Source organism: Cryobacterium sp. TMT2-14 (assembly GCF_004402465.1).
GTDB lineage: Bacteria > Actinomycetota > Actinomycetes > Actinomycetales > Microbacteriaceae > Cryobacterium > Cryobacterium sandaracinum.
The window spans coordinates 24,951-43,952 of record NZ_SOFV01000018.1 but is presented as its reverse complement, the minus strand read 5'-3'; the positions used below and the strand labels follow the sequence as shown (position 1 = coordinate 43,952).

Annotated in this window: 15 protein-coding genes; 9 read left to right on the top strand and 6 right to left on the bottom strand. The window is 67.4% G+C overall.

Annotated features, from left to right (window positions below):
* Positions 1-58: 58 nt before the first annotated feature.
* From sdhC to E3O28_RS07270, 8 genes are all read left to right on the top strand, one after another.
* The gene (sdhC, locus tag E3O28_RS07305) at positions 59-472 is read left to right on the top strand and encodes a succinate dehydrogenase, cytochrome b556 subunit (RefSeq protein WP_104100346.1); all 414 of its coding nucleotides are present in this window, start codon (positions 59-61) and stop codon (positions 470-472) included.
* 13 nt (positions 473-485) lie between these two features.
* On the top strand, positions 486-938 hold the full coding sequence (locus E3O28_RS07300) for a succinate dehydrogenase hydrophobic membrane anchor subunit (protein ID WP_104100347.1): 453 nt from the start codon (positions 486-488) through the stop codon (positions 936-938).
* A 17-nt stretch (positions 939-955) separates the two neighbouring features.
* Positions 956-2,770 (top strand): succinate dehydrogenase flavoprotein subunit, encoded by a 1,815-nt coding sequence (gene sdhA / locus E3O28_RS07295; protein WP_104100348.1) that lies wholly within the window; start codon positions 956-958, stop codon positions 2,768-2,770.
* Positions 2,771-2,831: 61 nt separating this feature from the next.
* Positions 2,832-3,560, top strand: a complete 729-nt coding sequence (locus tag E3O28_RS07290) for a succinate dehydrogenase iron-sulfur subunit (protein ID WP_104100380.1) — start codon at positions 2,832-2,834, stop codon at positions 3,558-3,560.
* 99 nt (positions 3,561-3,659) lie between these two features.
* Positions 3,660-4,751, top strand: a complete 1,092-nt coding sequence (locus tag E3O28_RS07285; protein ID WP_104100349.1) for a YihY/virulence factor BrkB family protein — start codon at positions 3,660-3,662, stop codon at positions 4,749-4,751.
* A 19-nt stretch (positions 4,752-4,770) separates the two neighbouring features.
* On the top strand, positions 4,771-5,709 hold the full coding sequence (locus E3O28_RS07280; protein WP_104100350.1) for an exodeoxyribonuclease III: 939 nt from the start codon (positions 4,771-4,773) through the stop codon (positions 5,707-5,709).
* Between the two features lie 64 nt (positions 5,710-5,773).
* Complete coding sequence (trpS, locus tag E3O28_RS07275; protein WP_104171369.1) at positions 5,774-6,778, top strand: tryptophan--tRNA ligase; 1,005 nt, start codon at positions 5,774-5,776, stop codon at positions 6,776-6,778.
* Between the two features lie 124 nt (positions 6,779-6,902).
* Positions 6,903-7,706, top strand: coding sequence for an HAD family hydrolase (locus E3O28_RS07270; protein ID WP_104100352.1), 804 nt, complete (start codon positions 6,903-6,905; stop codon positions 7,704-7,706).
* Positions 7,707-8,237: 531 nt separating this feature from the next.
* On the opposite strand, the gene E3O28_RS07265 is transcribed toward E3O28_RS07270, so the two are convergent.
* The 4 genes from E3O28_RS07265 to E3O28_RS07250 all read right to left on the bottom strand — a co-directional run bounded on the left by E3O28_RS07265 (position 8,238) and on the right by E3O28_RS07250 (position 13,872).
* Positions 8,238-9,128, bottom strand: coding sequence for a hypothetical protein (locus E3O28_RS07265; RefSeq protein WP_134415500.1), 891 nt, complete (start codon positions 9,126-9,128; stop codon positions 8,238-8,240).
* A 497-nt stretch (positions 9,129-9,625) separates the two neighbouring features.
* Positions 9,626-11,140, bottom strand: coding sequence for a glycerol kinase GlpK (gene glpK / locus E3O28_RS07260; RefSeq protein ID WP_104100354.1), 1,515 nt, complete (start codon positions 11,138-11,140; stop codon positions 9,626-9,628).
* Positions 11,141-11,208: 68 nt separating this feature from the next.
* On the bottom strand, positions 11,209-11,973 hold the full coding sequence (locus tag E3O28_RS07255) for an MIP/aquaporin family protein (RefSeq protein ID WP_134401231.1): 765 nt from the start codon (positions 11,971-11,973) through the stop codon (positions 11,209-11,211).
* Between the two features lie 210 nt (positions 11,974-12,183).
* Complete coding sequence (locus E3O28_RS07250) at positions 12,184-13,872, bottom strand: glycerol-3-phosphate dehydrogenase/oxidase (protein WP_241973051.1); 1,689 nt, start codon at positions 13,870-13,872, stop codon at positions 12,184-12,186.
* A 168-nt stretch (positions 13,873-14,040) separates the two neighbouring features.
* Between E3O28_RS07250 and E3O28_RS07245 the strand changes: the two genes are divergently transcribed.
* Positions 14,041-15,009 (top strand): sugar-binding domain-containing protein, encoded by a 969-nt coding sequence (locus E3O28_RS07245; protein WP_104100381.1) that lies wholly within the window; start codon positions 14,041-14,043, stop codon positions 15,007-15,009.
* Positions 15,010-15,067: 58 nt separating this feature from the next.
* Here the strand turns inward: E3O28_RS07245 and E3O28_RS07240 are convergent, their stop codons facing one another.
* Positions 15,068-16,213: a glycerol dehydrogenase gene (locus E3O28_RS07240; protein WP_104100357.1), complete on the bottom strand. Its 1,146-nt coding sequence runs from the start codon at positions 16,211-16,213 to the stop codon at positions 15,068-15,070.
* A 338-nt stretch (positions 16,214-16,551) separates the two neighbouring features.
* On the bottom strand, positions 16,552-19,002 hold the full coding sequence (ptsP, locus tag E3O28_RS07235) for a phosphoenolpyruvate--protein phosphotransferase (protein ID WP_134415499.1): 2,451 nt from the start codon (positions 19,000-19,002) through the stop codon (positions 16,552-16,554).

Below are 19,002 nucleotides of genomic sequence, written 5' to 3'. Positions count from 1 at the left end.
CACGGCGCATTGTCGGCCAGCTTCGTCGAGGCCGCCACACAGCCAGGGAGGGTTGGTCATGCCAGAGCAGGCAGCGACACTGACATCCCAGCAGAAGACGACATCACGTCGCCCCGCCGGAACCCTGTATCGGGGCCGTGAGGGCATGTGGTCGTGGGTCCTCCACCGCATTACGGGTGTTGCGATCTTCTTCTTCTTGCTGGTTCACATCTTGGACACCGCGCTGGTGCGCGTCAGCCCGGAGGCCTACAACGCGGTCATCAGCAGCTATCAGACGCCGATCATGGGCCTCGGCGAAACCGCGCTCGTCGGGGCCATCGTGTTCCACGCCTTCAACGGGATTCGGATCATCCTGATCGACTTCTGGAACGCCAAGTACCAGAAGGCCATGTTCTACGTCGTGGTCGCCCTGTGGGTGGTAACGATGCTCGCCTTCGTGCCGCGCCACCTGATCAACGTGTTCAGCCACTAGAACGGGGAGAGCCATGACATCCACAATCGAAGCTCCCCGCAGCCCCTACTCCCGCGCGCCGCGCTCCCGCGGCGTGAACTGGGAGAAGTGGGGCTGGATCTACATGCGCGTCTCCGGCGTCGTGCTGGTCGTGCTCATCTTCGGACACCTCTTCGTCAACCTGATGGTCGGCGAGGGCGTCAGCGCCCTCAACTTTGCTTTCGTCGCCGGCAAGCTGACCACCCCGTTCTGGATGGTCTGGGACGTTCTCATGCTCTGGCTCGCCCTGATCCACGGCGGCAATGGCATGCGCACGCTGGTCAACGACTACGCCACGCAGCGTCTGACCCGCGGCATCCTGAAGTCCGCCATCCTGGCGGCCGTCGTGATCCTGATCGTGCTCGGCACGCTCGTGGTCTTCACGTTCGACCCTTGCCCGGCCGGTTCGCCCGCCGATCTTCTTCCTTCGTTTTGCTCGGCCATTTAGGAGCTGCTAAAACCCATATGACTACGGATGCTTCAACCGCGCCCTCAGAGTCCACCGTCATCGACGGTGTGCACTACCACCAGTTCGACATCGTCATCGTGGGAGCCGGGGGTGCCGGTATGCGTGCCGCCATCGAAGCCGGCTCCGGCGCCAGCACGGCCGTGATCTCCAAGCTGTATCCGACGCGTTCGCACACGGGTGCGGCGCAGGGCGGGATGGCCGCGGCCCTCGCCAACGTCGAAGAGGACAACTGGGAATGGCACACCTTCGACACGGTCAAGGGTGGCGACTACCTGGTGGACCAGGACGCGGCCGAGATCCTCGCCAAGGAAGCCATCGACGCGGTCATCGACCTCGAGAACATGGGCCTGCCCTTCAACCGAACGCCGGAGGGCAAGATCGACCAGCGCCGGTTCGGCGGCCACACCAGCGACCACGGCAAGGCACCGGTACGGCGGGCCTGCTACGCCGCCGACCGCACCGGCCACATGATCCTGCAGACGCTCTACCAGAACTGCGTCAAACGCGGCATCAACTTCTTCAACGAGTACTACGTGCTCGACCTGGTCATGACACCGGTCGACGGGGTCGACCAGCCCTCGGCCGTCGTCGCCTACGACCTGTCCACCGGCGAACTGCACGTCTTCCAGGCGAAGGCGTTCATCTTCGCCACCGGCGGGTTCGGCAAGATCTACAAGACCACCTCCAACGCGCACACCCTCACGGGCGACGGCGTGGGCATCGTGTGGCGCAAGGGCCTGCCGCTCGAGGACATGGAGTTCTTCCAGTTCCACCCGACCGGACTGGCGGGCCTCGGCATCCTGCTCACCGAGGGCGCGCGCGGAGAGGGCGCCATCCTCCGCAACGCGGCCGGCGAACGGTTCATGGAGCGCTACGCGCCCACCATCAAGGACCTCGCCCCGCGGGACATCATCGCCCGTTGCATGGTCAAGGAGGTCGCGGAAGGCCGCGGTGCCGGTCCCAACAAGGACTACCTGTACCTCGACTGCACCCACCTCGGTGCCGAGGTGCTCGAGACCAAGTTGCCCGACATCACCGAGTTCGCCCGCACCTACCTGGGCGTCGACCCGGTCACCGAACCGGTGCCGGTCATGCCCACCGCGCACTACGCGATGGGCGGCATCCCCACCAACGTGAACGCGGAGGTGCTGCGCAACAACACGACCGTCGTGCCCGGCCTCTACGCGGCCGGCGAATGCGCCTGCGTGTCCGTGCACGGCTCCAACCGCCTCGGCACCAACTCGTTGCTCGACATCAACGTCTTCGGCAAGCGCGCCGGCAACAACGCCGTCGCCTATGTCACGACGGCCGAGTTCACGCCGCTGCCGACCGACCCGGCCCGGGGTGTGCGGGAGCTGCTGGAAGGAATCCGCACCTCGACCGGAACCGAGCGCATCGCCGTGCTCCGCAAGGAGCTGCAGGAGACGATGGACGCCAAGGCGCAGGTGTTCCGCACCGACGAATCGCTCTCCGACGTCACCAACGTGATCCACGGCCTGCGCGAGCGGTACAAGAACATCGGCGTGCAGGACAAGGGCCGCCGGTTCAACACCGACCTTCTCGAGGCCGTCGAACTCGGCTTCCTGCTCGACCTGGCCGAGGTCGTCGTGTACTCCGCACGCAACCGCAAGGAGAGCCGCGGCGGGCACATGCGCGACGACTTCCCCCTGCGCGACGACGCAAACTACCTTGTGCACACCATGGCCTACCTGACCGGAGACCCGCTCTCCGCCGACGCCGCCGACCACATTGCGCTCGACTGGAAGCCGGTCACCATCACGCGCTACCAGCCGATGGAAAGGAAGTACTGAGTTGAGTACCGCAACCGCAACCGCAACCGCAACCGCACCGACAACTGCGAGTGCCCCGGTCGTGCCGGAGGAAATCCAGTCCTTCACCGTGACCCTGATCATCCGCCGGTACAACCCGGAGGTCGACGACGAACCGCACTGGGACGACTTCGACGTACAGATGTACCCGACGGACCGCGTGCTCGACGCTCTGCACAAGATCAAGTGGGAGCAGGACGGCTCACTGAGCTTCCGCCGCTCCTGTGCGCATGGCATCTGCGGCTCGGACGCCATGCGCATCAACGGCCGCAACCGCCTGGCCTGCAAGACCCTGATCAAGGACCTCGACATCACCAAGCCGGTATACGTGGAGGCGATCAAGGGCCTGCCGCTGGAGAAGGACCTGATCGTGGACATGGAGCCGTTCTTCGAATCGTTCCGTGCCGTGCAGCCGTTCCTGGTGGCGAACAACGCCCCCACCGATGGCAAGGAGCGCATCCAGACCGTCGCCCAGCGCGAACGCTTCGATGACACGACGAAGTGCATCCTCTGCGCCGCGTGCACGTCGAGCTGCCCGGTGTTCTGGACCGACGGACAGTACTTCGGTCCGGCCGCGATCGTCAACGCGCACCGCTTCATCTTCGACTCGCGCGACGACAACGCCGCCGTGCGCCTCGATATCCTGAACGACAAGGAAGGCGTGTGGCGCTGCCGCACGACCTTCAACTGCACCGAGGCGTGCCCCCGCGGGATCCAGGTCACGCAGGCCATCTCCGAGGTCAAGCAGGCCATGCTGCGCGGCATGGAGTAGCCGGTCCGAACCCTGGGGCCGGTCTTGTCACGACGTTTCGTCGTGGCGAGACCGGCCTTTCGCTTTCTCCGCTGCCCGGCTGCCGCTTAGGCTGAGCGGGTGAACACTCCCACGGCGATCGACCGGATCAAGACCCTCATCGCGCGGGTCATGCGCTCGCGCCCGGTGCGGGTCTTCACCCGGTTCGGTGAAAGCGGCGGCGGCATCCTGGCCGGCGGCATGTCCTACCAGGCCATCTTCGCGACGTTCGCGGCCCTCTGGCTGACCTTCTCCATCGCGGGACTGTGGATCACGTCCAATCCCGACCTCGAGCTGACGCTCTACTCCTTCATCAACCAGTCCGTGCCCGGGCTGATCGGCGAGGAAGGCGTGATTGACCCAAGCGTCCTCGCCGACGCCAGGGTCCTCGGCTGGTCCGGCGTCATCGCACTGGTCGGTCTGCTCGCGACCGTGCTCGGCTGGCTCTCGACAACGGCGCAGGCGGTGCGCACGATCTTCCGGATGCCGCCCGACAAGACCTTCATCCTCCTCGTCAAGCTGCGGGAGCTGGGCCTCGGAGTGCTGTTCGCGGTCGTGCTCGTGGTGTCGGCGTTGATCTCGATCGCGAGCACCGAGGCGCTCGGGGCCCTGTTCGGGCTTTTCGGGGTGTCCCGGGATTCGTTCTGGTTCAACGGCGCCGCCCGAGCGGTCGGCCTGCTCCTCGTGCTCCTGATCGACACGATCACCCTCGCCGCACTGTTCCGGGTGCTGTCGCGGGTGCGGATCCCCGTCCGCCAGCTCATCACCGGCTCCATTCTGGGCGCGGTGGGCCTCGGTGTCCTCAAGGTCCTCGGCAGCACGCTGCTCGCCGGCGCCGGCCGCAACCCGCTGCTCGCCGCATTCGCGGTGATCATCGGACTCCTGATCTGGTTCAACCTGACCAGCACCCTGACACTGCTCGCCGCATCCTGGATCGCCGTCGGCATGGACGACGCCGGGTTCTCACCGCGACGGATCAGCGCGGACGAGGTTGCCACCGAGAAGCGCCGGCAGGAGGAGGAGGCGTTCCGCGTGGTGGTGCAGGCCGAGCTTCGGGAGGCCCGCCTCGCGCACGACACCGCGGCCTGGCCCCAGCGGCTGCTCACCGCGCGTCGCCTGCGCGCCGCCGAGAAGCGAGCCGCTGAGCTGACGAACGACGGCCCCAAGGCCTGAGCCAAAGTAGAATTGGGGAATGCCTTCCGCCTCGACTGCCGCTTCCACTGCCGCTTCCACCCCGGCCGCGTCCGACCCTGCTTCCTCCGCCGCCTCCGCCGACTCCGCTGTGTCCGCGGCTTTCGCCGGCGAGCGCCTGCGGATCGCGAGCGTGAACGTGAACGGCGTGCGCGCCGCCTTCCGCAAGGGAATGGGCGACTGGCTGTCCGAACGCGACGTGGACATCCTCGCCCTTCAGGAGGTGCGTGCCTCGACCGAGGACCTCGAGGGTCTGCTCGGGCCGGGGTGGAGCATCCTGCACGACGCCGCCACCGCGAAGGGCCGGGCCGGGGTGGCCCTGGCCAGCCGATCGACCGCGGCCATCCACCGGGTCGAGCTCGGCTCCGCCGAATTCGACAGCGCCGGCCGCTGGCTCGAAGCCGACTACGAGGTCAACGGCAAATTGATCACCGTCGTGAGCACCTATGTGCACTCCGGCGAGGTGGGTACCCCGAAGCAGGTCGAGAAGTACAGGTTCCTCGACGCCATGCTCGAACGACTGCCCGAGCTCGCCGCGCACAGCGACCGGGCCGTCGTGCTCGGTGACCTGAACGTCGGGCACCGCACGCTCGACATCAAGAATTGGCGCGGAAACGTGAAGCGCGCCGGGTTCCTGCCCGAGGAGCGCGCCTACTTCGACCGCATCGTCGGCGCCGAAGCCGCCCCGGACTACAACGCCGGGGCCGGACTCGGCTGGATCGACGTGGGGCGCCGGTGGTCCGGCGAAGTGGACGGGCCGTTCACCTGGTGGTCGTGGCGCGGCCAGGCGTTCGACAACGACACCGGCTGGCGGATCGACTACCAGCTGGCCACAGCGGCGCTCGCGGCATCCGTCACCGGCTACGTCGTCGACCGCGCGGCCGCCTACGACCAGCGCTGGTCCGACCACACCCCCGTGGTCGTCGACTACACCATCTGACCTCCCCTCCAACTCGCGCTTTCGGCCCGGCCGGCGGCCACACGCTACGAAAAGATCTGATCCCATGGACAAGCCCCGCCTCTACTCGGGCATGCAGCCGAGCGCCGATTCCCTGCAGATCGGCAATTACATCGGCGCCCTCCTGAACTGGAAGGCGCTGCAGCAGACCCACGACGCGTACTTCTCCATCGTCGACCTGCACGCCCTGACCGTGGCGCAGGACCCGGTGAAGCTGCGGGAGAACACCCGCCGCACCGCCGCCCAATACATCGCGAGCGGCATCGACCCGTCGGCGTCGACTCTGTACGTGCAGTCGCATGTCGCCGCGCACGCCCAGCTGGCCTGGGTGCTGAACACGATCACCGGTTTCGGCGAGGCCAGCCGGATGACCCAGTTCAAGGACAAATCCGCCCGGCAGGGATCGGACGCGACCACCGTGGGACTGTTCGCCTACCCAATGCTGATGGCCGCGGACATTCTGCTGTACGACACCGAGATCGTGCCGGTCGGCGAGGACCAGCGTCAACACGTCGAACTGACCCGCGACCTCGCGGCGCGCTTCAACGCCCGGTTCGGGCAGACATTCACAGTGCCGGAGGTCGCCATCGTCACGGAGACCGCCAAGATCTACGACCTGCAGAACCCGACGTCGAAGATGTCGAAGTCGGCCGAGTCGCACGCGGGCGTGATCTGGCTGCTCGATGAGCCGGCAGTGACGAATAAGAAGATCATGCGCGCGGTCACAGATGCCGAGGGCGGCGTGGTCTTCGACCGCGAGAACAAGCCGGGCGTGGCCAACCTGCTGACGATCTACTCGGTGCTCGCGGAACGCTCGGTGGGTTCGATCGAGGACGAGTACGCCGGCCGCGGCTACGGCGACCTGAAGAAGGGTCTCGCCGAGGTGGTCACGGGCACGTTCGGGCCGATCCGGGCGCGCGTTCTCGAGCTGCTCGACGACCCGGCCGAACTCGACCGACTCCTCGCCCTCAACGCGGACCGGGCGGCGACGGTGGCCAACGAGACGCTGGCGCGCGCCTACGACCGCGTCGGCCTGCTACCGCGGCGCTAGGGCGGTGGTGGCGATTGTGGTGAGCTCGCTACTGATGGGGCGGGGCCGGCCCCTCGTCGTCATGTTCGTCATGGTCGTCGACGTCGTCGTTGACGTCGTCGTTGACGTCGTCGTCGGGTAGCGGATGTCCGCGCCCGCGCCCGCGGTCGTTCTGTTCGACCTCGATGACACCCTGTTCGCCCATCGCGGTGCCGTGGCCGACGGCATCCGCGCCTACCTCGGCTCTCTGGGCGGCACCTTCACCGACGCCGACCCCGGCGCGGCGCTGGCGCTCTGGGACGACCTGGAAGAGCGGCATTACCACGCCTACCTCGCCGGCAGTCTGGACTTCGCCGGGCAGCGCCGGGAGCGGGCCCGCGACTTCGCGGCGGCGCACGGCGTGACCCTGACCGGGCCGGCTGCGACGAGCTGGTTCGATGCGTATTTTCTGCACTATCGGGCGAGCTGGCGCCTCCACACCGATGCGCTCCCCTGCCTCGACGCGCTGGCCGTCGCCTTTCCGGGCGTGCGGATCGGGCTGATCACCAACGGTGAGTCGACGCCTCAGGGGCACAAACTGGCGGACACCGGGCTCGACGTGCGGTTGGAGCACGTGATCGCATCCGGCAGCCTGGGCTTCGCCAAGCCGGATCCTCGCATCTTCCGGCATGCCTGCATGGTGTTCGGGTCGGAGTCGGAGCAGACCGTCTACGTGGGCGACCGGCTGCGCACGGACGCGATCGGAGCCGCCGCGGCGGGGCTGACCGGAGTCTGGCTGGACCGGACCGCGGCCGGGGCTGGGGGTGGTGCTGGAGGTAGTGGTGCCGGGGCCGGGGCGGATGCGGCCGAGGCCGCCCGGCTGGGCATCATCCGGATCACCAGCCTCGCCGCGCTGCCCGGGGCCCTCGCGGCCCGCAGCCTCGCCCCACTGACCGCCGGCCCCCGCTGACGGCTGTTCCCCGCCCCGCTGACGGCTGCCCCCCCCCCTGACGGTGCCGCTGGGGTCCCCCTGGCCTGCCCCGGTGTGGCCAACTCAGGACATCCGTCGCATTCGTTTCTATTTGACCCGGAAACACGCGGGTCTGATACTACGATTCGGCAGATCTCCTGAGTTAGCCACACGAGGGTGGGTCTCGACCGCAAGGAGGTCGGGTCCGCGGGCGGGCCGCCCCGCTGCGCGCGCCGCCCGGCCACGCTGACGGCAACGCCGGGCTCGAAGCAGGCACGGCTCCTGCCTGCGTGGCCAACTCAGGACATCCGTAATATGCGTTCCTCTTCGCCCCGGAAACACGCGGGTCTGATACTGCGATTCGGCAGATCTCCTGAGTTAGCCACATGGGGGTGGGTCTCAACCGCATGACCGGCAGGTTGGGTGTCCGCCAAGCCGGACCCGGCAGCCCCGCGGGAGCGAATGTCGGCTTGCCGCGAACCGACTAGACGATGGAGGTGCGGGAGCGGATGTCGGCTTGCCGGGAACCGACTAGACGATGAAGGTGCGGTAGTGACTGGTCGACGCCAGAAGGCCGGTGATCGCGGCGATGACGCGCTTCGGGTGGTGGATGATGTCCCGGTAGAGAACCCGCAGAGTCAGGTACCCCCGCATGGCGAGGTCGCAGTCGCGGGTGCGGTCGCGCGCGTGCGCCTCCCAGCCGTCGTGGAACTGCCGGCTGTCGGCCTCGACCGCTATGCGCCCCTCGACGATCATATCGACGCGACCGACGCCCCCGATCTCGACCTGGATCTCGACGTCGAAGCCGGCTCCCGTGATCACGAGGCGGAGCACGGTCTCCTGGCCCGATTCGCTGCGACAGTCGATGAGCGGGCGCAGGGACTGCAACTCCGCGGGCAGGGCTGCGAAGATCTGGGCCACGGTCTGCTCCGCGAGCAGTCTCTTGTACAAGGCGTTATCGAGTGACGCGATCGCGAATCTCGGTTCCTGGCACCGGAAAACCTGGACCAGCGCATCGGCCAGCCCGATACGGAACTCGGTGCCGCCGCAGGGGTCGAGCAGCTGACCCCAGTGGAGTTCCACACCGTCTCGGTTGTGAGCGTTGAGCTGCTGAAATCGATCGTGCGGCGCCCGCAACCGGGAAGCGGTGGGGTCGACATGGATGTGCGCGAAGGTGCTGTCCAGGGCGAAGATCCCGGCATTCGCAACCGCGGAGACGCAGGCGAGTCGCCCACCCAGCCGCACCGCTTCGAGGATGTGCGAATCCGTATCGGGAAGCGCATAGTGCCCTCGACGCGCCCTCACCAGATATCCACTCTGCACGGCCGCCCTCAGCACCCGCCAATTGGCGCCGGCGGCGTTCAGCGCCCCGGTTTCGGCGATCTGCACATTGTGGACGCGGAAGTACTCTGCCCAAGTCATGTCGACAGTGTGGACAGCGCGGGCCCCGTCTGCCGCGTCGGCTGCCCACCTGTGGCCTGCTCCGGTCAGCCTGTGCTGTGGAGGATCCGCGGTGTCGCCGCCGACCCGTGGCTAATTCAGGAGAAACGGCTGTGAAACGAGGGACAAACTACACCAGTCCGGCATCCGTTGGCGCCGCCGGGGTAGATCTCCTGAGTTAGCCACACACCACCCACGGGAGCTGCCCTCCGGGAAGCGCCACGAAGGAACTGTCCGACGGGGCACGGATGCCGGCCGGCGCGAGGGGAAGACGGGGACGGGCACGGGCCACGGGGGACGGGCACGGGCCACGGGGGACGGGCACGGGCCACGGGGAACGGGCACGGGCACGGGCCACGGGGAACGGGCACGGGCCACGGGGAACGGATGCCGAAACCCGGCGGCCAGGGGCGGCCGCCGGGTCTCGGTGGGGTGCGTCGTACGCGCGCAGGGACGCGGGGGGAAAAAGGGGGCGCGGGCTAGATCACGTCGGCGTCGACCCAGTCCAGGGACTTGGTGACGGCCTTCTTCCAGTTGCGCAGCAGACGGTCGCGCTCGGCGATGTCCAGGCTCGGCTCCCAGCGGGCGTCCTCCTGCCAGTTGGACCGCAGCTCACCGAGGTTGTTCCAGAAACCGACCGCCAGGCCGGCCGCGTAGGCGGCACCCAGGGCGGTCGTCTCCGCCACCACCGGGCGCACGACAGACACGCCGAGGATGTCGGCCTGGAACTGCATCAGCAGGTCGTTGGCCGAGGCCCCGCCGTCGACCTTGAGCTCGGTCAACGGAACACCAGCGTCGGCGTTGACCGCGTCCAGCACCTCGCGGGTCTGGTACGCGATCGCCTCGAGGGCGGCGCGGGCGATGTGGCCCTTGTTCACGTAGCTGGTGAGGCCGACCAGGGCACCACGGGCATCCGCACGCCAGTACGGCGCGAACAGGCCGGAGAAGGCGGGCACGAAGTAGGCGCCGCCGTTGTCCTCGACCGACAGGGCGAGTGCCTCGATCTCCTCCGCAGAGTTGATGATGCCCAGGTTGTCCCGCAGCCACTGCACGAGCGAGCCGGTGACCGCGATCGAGCCCTCCAGGGCGTAGTGCGGTTCGGCGTCGCCGAGCTTGTAGCCGACCGTGGTGAGCAGACCGTTCTTGGAGTGGATGATTTCGGTGCCCGTATTGAAGATCAGGAAGTTACCGGTGCCGTAAGTGTTCTTCGCCTCACCCTGGTCGAAGGCAGCCTGCCCGAACGTCGCGGCCTGCTGGTCACCCAGGATGCTCGCAATCGGGGTTTCGCGCAGCAGGCTGTGGCCGCTGGCGATGCCGTAGACCTCGGAGGAGGAACGGATCTCGGGCAGCATCGACTTGGGCACGTCGAACGCCGCGAGGATCTCGTCGTCCCACTGCAGGGTTTTCAGGTCCATGAACATGGTGCGGCTGGCGTTGGTGACGTCGGTTGCGTGCACACCGTCCTCGAGGCCGCCGGTCAGGTTCCAGAGAATCCAGGTGTCGGTCGTGCCGAACATGAGGTCGCCGGCCTCAGCCTTCTCTCGCGCCCCTTCGACGTTCTCGAGGATCCAGACGATTTTGGTGCCGGAGAAGTAAGTCGCCAGCGGCAGGCCGACCTGGGCCTTGAAACGATCGACACCGCCGTCGGCGGCGAGTCGGTCGACGATGGGCTGGGTGCGGGTGTCTTGCCAGACAATGGCGTTGTAGACGGGGATACCGGTGTGACGGTCCCAGACGACGGCGGTCTCGCGCTGGTTCGTGATGCCCACGGCCGCGATGTCGTGGCGGGTCAGGTTGGCCTTGGCCAGAGCCTGACCGATGACCTCACGGGTGTTGCTCCAGATCTCCAACGGGTCGTGTTCGACCCAGCCTGCCCGGGGAAAGATCTGTTCGTGTTCGAGCTGACCGGTCGAAATGATCGACCCGGCCTTGTCGAAAATGATCGCACGGGAACTGGTGGTTCCCTGGTCGATTGCGATGACGTACTGTGCCATTTTTAACTCCTTTGTCAATGCTGGGTACACGGGTATTCAGGAATGGAAAAAGAAGAAGCGAGCGGCGCCTACGCGAGGATCGGCAGGAGGAACGCGGAGGTCCAGCCGGCCAGCAGGCCACCGATGACGGGACCGACGACGGGCACCCACGAGTAGGCCCAGTCGGAGGAACGCTTGCCCTTGATCGGCAACAGGAAATGCGCGATGCGCGGGCCGAGGTCACGGGCGGGGTTGATCGCGTAGCCGGTCGGTCCACCCAGCGAGGTGCCAATCACGATCACGAGCAGGGCAACCGGAAGGGCGCCAAGGGCGGCCAGGCCGCCGCTCTCGCCCTGGCGCCCGCCGCCGAACGCGATGACGACGAAGACGAGCACGAAGGTGCCGATGATCTCGGTAATGAGGTTCCAGCCGTAGGAACGGATGGCCGGACCGGTCGCGAACACGCCGAGCTTGTTGGCCGGCTCCGGTTCCTGGTCGAAGTGCTGCTTGTAGGCGAGCCAGACGACGGTGGCACCCAGGATGGCACCAATCAACTGAGCCCCGATGTACGCCGCCACGGACACAGCGTTGACCGGAACCCCCGAGCCGAACTCGGTGGCCCCGGACGACACGAGTCCCAAGGTGACGGCGGGGTTCAAGTGAGCGCCCGAGTTATAGGAGACGATCACGCCGGCGTACACCGCGAGGCCCCAGCCGATGGTGACCATCAGGAATCCGCCGCCGAAGCCCTTGTTCTTGGTCAGGGCGACGTTGGCGACCACCCCGCAGCCCAGCAGGATCAGGAGAGCGGTTCCCACCACTTCCGAGAGGAATACGATACCGAGATTGTCCACGTTGACATCCTTTTAGATTATTGAAATGAAGAAAGCGAAGGAAACGGATAGTAAAAAACCTAGCGACTCGAGACCGCCGGTGGTCCTGACCTTTCTGCACGTTTGTGCAGATCAGCCTTCAAGTCTGCGGGTACGGAGCCGGGCCGGAGGGCAGGCTGCGGGCAGGCGACCGCAGCGCCCGCCCGCCCGCAGGGCAGTCCCGAGCAGTCCCTAGACGGCCGGCACGGCCGGCGTTTCCGCCGGGGCCAGGTGCACGCCGTACATGTCGCGCAGTGTATTCACCGCGGTGTCGACCTCATGCGCGCTCCGGGCGGCGTCCCAGCCGAGGACTGGTGCGAGCACGCCGGCCAGCTCGGTGAGCAGCGGCAGAGTCACTTCGCCGCGGAAAGCGATGCTGGTGCGGCGCAGCAGCAGGTCCATCAGGTGCATGACCGATTCCGCCCGGGCGATGAGCTCGATTTCGCGCCGGGTGTAGCCGGGGTGCTGCATGAGCGGCGCGTCCGGTTCGGCGGTGAGCCAGGTGATCACCTCGGTGGCGCGCGTGCCGTACCGGGTCAGCAGCACATCGGCACGCTCGGCGCCGACCTTGTCGCCGTTGGCGGCAACCCAGACCCCGCGTGCGGCATCCGTCGCCGGGAAGTCTCGACCACCACCGATGGGCAGGCCGACCGTCGAGACGGTGCGCGGCAGGCCGAGCAGGGTCAGGATGTCGCCGCTCAGGTGTTCGGCCAGGGCGCGGAAGGTCGTCCACTTGCCGCCGACCAGGCTCAGCAGGGTGCCGTGCCGGGCGCCGAGCGGGCGCGATTCGATGCGGTAGTCGCGCGAGACGAAACCGGGCGCCTCGTCGTCGTGGCGGGGCAGCGGGCGCACGCCGGCGAACCGGAACACTATCTGCGACCGGTCGACGGCCACCTTTGGGAAAACGTGGTTGACGAGTTCGAAGAAGTAGTCAACCTCGGCCTCGGTGCAGCGCGCCGGCTGAGTCATGTCGTGCTCGAGGTCGGTCGTGCCGACGAGAACGCGGCCCGCAAGCGGGAAGATCAGCACGATGCGGCCGTCTTTGTGCTCGAAAAAGATCTCGCGACCGCCGGTCGCGGCGAGCAGTTCGGGGTTGTCGAGCACGACGTGCGACCCCTTGGTGCCGCCCATATAGGTGCTGGCCTGGCCGAGGGCCGTGTTCGTGAGGTCGGTCCACGGTCCGGACGTGTTGACCACGATGTCGGCCTCGAAGCTGAATTCGGCGCCGGAGACCGTGTTGCGCAGGCGCACACCCGCAGCATCCATGCCGACGGCCTCGATGTAGTTGGCGCTCCGGGCGTGGGTGCCGGCGGCCAGGCCGTCGGCCAGCACGTCGAGGGCGAGGCGCTCCGGGTCGTGCATGGAGGCGTCGTAGTAGGTGGCCGTGTACTTGAGGCCCGGGTTTATCTGCGGCAGCACTTCGAGCGACGCCTTCTTGCCGAGGAATTCATGCCGGGGCACATTGCCGCCGTCGCGGGAGAAGGAATCGTAGAGCATCATGCCGATCTTGATCAGTAGAGCTCCGCGCTCCTGGGCCGCACCCTGTTTGTGGGTGAGGAACCGCATCGGCGCCGACATCACTCCGGAAAAGGTGGAGTAGATCGGAATGGTCGTCTTGAGCGGCTTGACGTAATGGGGGGCGATCTTGAGAAGGCTGTTGCGCTCCTCCACAGACTCCTTGACCAAGCGGAATTCGCCGTTCTCGAGGTAGCGCACACCGCCGTGGATCATGTGCGAGGAGGCCGAGGATGCGCCGGAAACGTAGTCGCCCTTGTCGACGATGGCGACGTCCACGCCCTGCAGGGCCAGATCGCGGAAGGTCGCGATGCCGTTGATGCCGGCTCCGATGATGAGAACTTGAGCGCGGGGGCGGTCCTGGATGGCGGCCTGGGCGGCGGCACCACTGGACTGTGACGGTGCGGAAGATGACTGATCGGGTGTGGACAGCACTGTTCGCTCACTTCTCTGTGGGTGGAGGGGAATTGCTTCTACCCTGCTAGGTTCGACACAAACGGTCAAGAGGTTTGAACATACGTGCAAGGAGTTAAAATGGCCCATCCAGACGATCCGTCCCTGTCGGACCGAACCAGTGACGCGCTCACGGCGGCCCACTTGTATTACATGCAGGACCTGACCATGGAGGCCATCGCGCGGGAACTGCACACCTCCCGCTCCTCGGTGTCCCGTCTGCTCAGCCAGGCCAGAACCAGCGGGTTGGTCGACATCCAGATCCGGTCCCCGCTCGACGCGACGAGCCGGGTGGAGAAGCTCATCCTGAACCGCTTCCAGGTCACCGCGCACGTCGTGCCGGTGCCCGACCACGCCAGCGACGTCGATCGGTTGGAGCGCGTGGCCCTCTCGGTTGCACGGATTCTCGGCGAGTTCTTCGACTCGAACATGATCATGGGCATCGCCTGGGGCTCCACGATGAATGCGGTCAGCCGCCACGTGACCCCTAAACGCACTCACAACGCACAGATCGTGCAGCTGAACGGCGCCGGCAACACACGCAGCACCGGCCTCGACTACGCCAACGAGATCCTGCAGCGGTTCAGCAACGCATTCGGCGCCCGCCTGGAACAGTTCCCGGTTCCCACCTTCTTCGACGACCCGGCCACACGCACGGCGTACTGGCGGGAGCGCGGCTTGCGCCGGCTGTTGGAAATGCAGAGGAACATGGACGTCGCGCTCTTCAGCGTGGGTTCGCCCTTCTCCAACGTCCCCAGCCACGTCTACGTCGGAGGCTACCTGGACGACGACGAGCTCACCGCTCTTAGCGACGCCGGGGTCGTCGGCGACGTCGCGACAGTCTTCTACCGCGCGGACGGCTCGACCGACGGCATCCCGCTCAATGATCGCGGCACCGGCCCGGAACTGTCGGTGCTGCGCCGCACCCCCCGGCGCATCTGCGTCGTCTCGGGCCAGTCCAAGGTGGACAGTCTCCGCGGCGCGCTGGCCGCGAACCTGATCACCGACCTGTTCATCGACGAGAGCAGCGCCCGGGCACTGTGCGAGTGAGCAGACGGAGGCCCGCCGGCAGCCACTGAGGGTTCGTGGCGACCGGCGGGCCGACGGATCAATGCTTCTGCACGTACTTGACGGGAGCGGGCAGGCCGCGCGCCGCGCGCACGGACCGCGAGAGCCCCTCGATCGACTTGAGGGCGTCGAGAACGTCGTCTGCAGTGACCACGAACGGCATGTTGTGAATCGTCTCACCCGGCAGGGTTGACGCCGTGGCGATGGCCCTCAGCTCCTTCTCGTCGTCCAGGCTGAGACCGATCTCGGTCAGCGTGGTGGGCAATCCGACGAGAGTGGTGAACTCGATGAAGTCTTCCACCTCGGTGCGTGGCGCGCCCTCGAGGACCAGCTGGGTCAGCGAGCCGATGTTCACCTTCTGACCGTGGGTGAGACCGTGGGTCTGCGGGGCCGCGGTCAGGCCGTTGTGGATGGCGTGGGCGGCGGCCAGACCGCCCGACTCGAAACCGAGTCCGGACAGAAGCGTATTCGCCTCCACCAGCTTCTCGAGAGCAGGTGTGACCAGGTTGTCACGCACGGCATCGAGGGCCGGAAGGGCGTTCTCCCAGATGACGTCCCACGACAACTTGGCCAGCGCGGTGCCGGTCTGGGTCGGCAGCCCCCCGGCCATCGTGGTCGCATGGGCAGCCGCCGTGGCCCGGGCTTCGAGCCAGGTCGCCAGCGCGTCGCCGACTCCGGCGATGAGGAACTCGACCGGCGCGTTGGCCACGATCTGGGTGTCGATCAGCACGAGGTCGGGGTTGCGCGGGAAGAAACGGTATTCGACAAACTCGCCCTCCTCCGTGTAGATCACCGAGAGTGCGGAGGTGGGAGCGTCGGTCGACGCCACGGTGGGCACGCTGACCCAACGAATTCCAGCCAGGAAGCCGGCGGCCTTGGCCGAGTCGATCGTGCTTCCGCCGCCCAAGCCGATGATCACGTCGGCCGTGGTTACGCGGATCTTCTCGACCAGCGCGTCGACCGCGGACGCAGTCGCAAAGCGGTCGAATTCGACCCGTTCGACGCGGAGGCCGGCAGCAGCGAAGCTCGCCGAGACCTGCTGCCCTGCGAAACCCCACACGACGTCATCAGCGACGATCAGGGGGGCGGAGCCGATCTGGGATACGAATTCGCCGAGGCGATCGATCGCTCCCTTGCCTTGGACGTAACGTCCGGGGCTCATGACTGTGCGGATTGAAGTGGTCATCGTGGAACTTCTTCCTGGTCGAACTGCGTCTACATCTTTGTGGGACGGTGGCGGTGAACCGGTCTTCCGGGGCACAGATTTCACATTACGCCCGCCGATTCGACCGACATCGGCTGCCCTGTAGCGGGCGACCGTGCGAGCGCACCCTCCGAGCGGTTTCCGGCACATCCGCCCAGTCTGATGTCACGGCTCAGAGATCGGATCTGACGCACAAACACGCGCTCTTGGCCAATTTTTTGAATGCTATTCAGGATTTACAGGAAATACGTCGCTGTTTCTGAAAGCCAGCGTTGCACATTTGTGCAGATCGGACGCCCGGGAGGGGCCGACACCGGCAGCTACGCCCGTGTCGGCTCCAGCAGGAGCGCGGCGGCGGATCGCGCCGCGCCGGCGCTGCCGGCGGCGACCGCGGCGAGTGCGGCATCCCGGCACTGGTCCACCGTCACGCCGCGTAGGAACTCGGCCACGCCGCCCAGGGCTCGCGGGGACATCGACAGGCTGGTCGCCCCGAGCCCCACCAGGATGGCGGCAAGCATCGGATCTGCCGCGGCCTCACCGCAGACCCCGACCGGCTTGCCGGCCGCCAGACCGGCCTGGCAGGCCTCCCGGATCATCCGCAAGACCGCCGGCTGCCAGGGGTCGTTGAGCAGGGCGAGCTCCCCCATCAGCCGATCGGCCGCCATGGTGTACTGGGCGAGGTCGTTGGTCCCCAGACTCGCGAAGTCCACCCGTTCGAGGATGGGGCCCGCCGTGATAGCGGCGGCGGGAGTCTCGATCATCACGCCCACGTTGTGCAGGCCGTGCGCGGCACAGCGGGCCGCGAAGTCCACGGACTCGTCGACGGTCGCGATCATCGGCGCCATGACGCCGACGTCGGCGTCTTCCGCGGCGGCCGCCGCTGCGATGGCCTGCAGCTGGGTGTCCAGCAGTTCCGGCCGCTGCCACACTGTGCGATACCCCCGGATGCCCAGGGCAGGGTTGACTTCGTCGGCCGCCGTGACGAAGGCCAGCGGCTTGTCGGCTCCCGCATCCAGCGTTCGGATAGTGACCTTCTTCCCGGGGAATCCGGCGAACACCTGCCGGTACGCGGCGACCTGTTCGTCGAGTCCCGGAGCCTCGGCGTGGTCGAGGAAGCAGAATTCGGTGCGGAAGAGGCCGACACCCTCGGCGTTCGCCTCGATCGCGGCGGCAACACTGTCAGGCGAAGCCACGTTCGCGAGGAGCTGCACGCGGTGCCCGTCCCTGGTCCTTCCCGTACCGTCGAAGGTGATCACCCGGCGGATCTGTTCCTCGGCTCGCAACACTTGGTCGTCGGTGGGGGCCACGACGATCTCACCGGTCGTGCCGTCAACGATCACCACGCTTCCCTCAGGCAGGTCCATCGCATCGCGGGCCGCCACCACGGCAGGCAAGCCAAGCGCCCGCGCGAGAATGGCCGTATGGGAGGTGGGCCCGCCCTCGACGGTGACGATCGCCCGACACACCGTGGGGTCGATCAGCGCCGTGTCGGCGGGGGCCAGGTCCCGGGCCACGAGCACATACGGCTCCACACGATCCGGCAGGCCCGGTGCCGGTCGGCCGAGCAACTCGGACACGATGCGGTTGCGCACGTCGTGCAGGTCCGAGACACGTTCGGCGAGGAGCCCACCCTGCTCCTTAAAAACCGTTGTGACCTCGCTCACAGCCGCCCAGACGGCACGCTCCGGAGTGTGGCCCTGCCCGGTCACTCGGGAAACGGCAGCATCGATCAGCCCGGGATCCGCCGCCATCAGCGCCGTTGCCTCCAGGATCCCACGCGCCGCTCCCGACACCCGGGCCGCCTTGTCCCGCAGGGCCAGGGCTACGGATGCCGCGGCGGCCACGATCCTCTCCGCGGCCGCCGCTCGCTCGCGCAGGGGGAGTGCGACTGCCGGCCCCGGCTCGTTCACCGGTTCCTGCATCCGCACGATCGGACCGACGGCGAAGCCGGGGCTCACGCCCAGAGGCCCGCTCGACGGCGCCCCGCCCTGCGGCCGGGCCTGCGGCCGCGACGCGGAACGCGCCGGCCTGGGCGCGGGAGCGTGGGCGGCCGCGAGCTCGCCGAAGCCCTTCCCGACCAGTTCACTCACGGCCTCGAGCGCCTCCACAGCCTGCCGCCCGGCCGCCGCGACGGAGATCGTGTCGCCCTTCCGGGCGCCGACGGTCAACAGGGCAGTCGGGCTGTTAGCCGGCACCGGGGGCCGGCCGGTGCGGAGGTTGGCGACCGTCACCGTCGCCTCAAAGGCGCTGATGGCGGTGACGAGCATCGAGACCGGTCTCGCGTGCAGGCCGTCGGGGTTCAGCAACGTCACCTCGATCGTGTGTTCCGCCGCCGGGCCGGAGTCGACCGGCAGGCCGGCCGGGTCCTCGTCGCCCAGGTGACTCTGCTTGGCACGAAGAGCACCTCGGGCCTCACGTTCCACTTCGTCAAGGGTGGCGCCACCCGCCGCGCGCACCACCGCCGCCATCAGGCCCTCTACGAAGGGACCGCTGCTGAGCCGGACGGGCAGGTCGGGGTCGTCCGAGAACTCCAGCGCCATTTCCGCGCTCATCACAGCCGATCCCAGATCCATCATCACGAGCACGCCCTCGGGAGAGGAAACCTCGGCGATGGCCTCGGCGACTTTGGACGCGTCCGTTCCGATCACCCCTGCGCCGGCACCGGCTGCGATCGCGATGGCCGGGCCGTTGACCCCGACCATTTCCACTGCGAGGTCCACTGCTGCCTGCGCGAGCCGGGGGCTGTGCGATACCACTACGATTCCGATCAC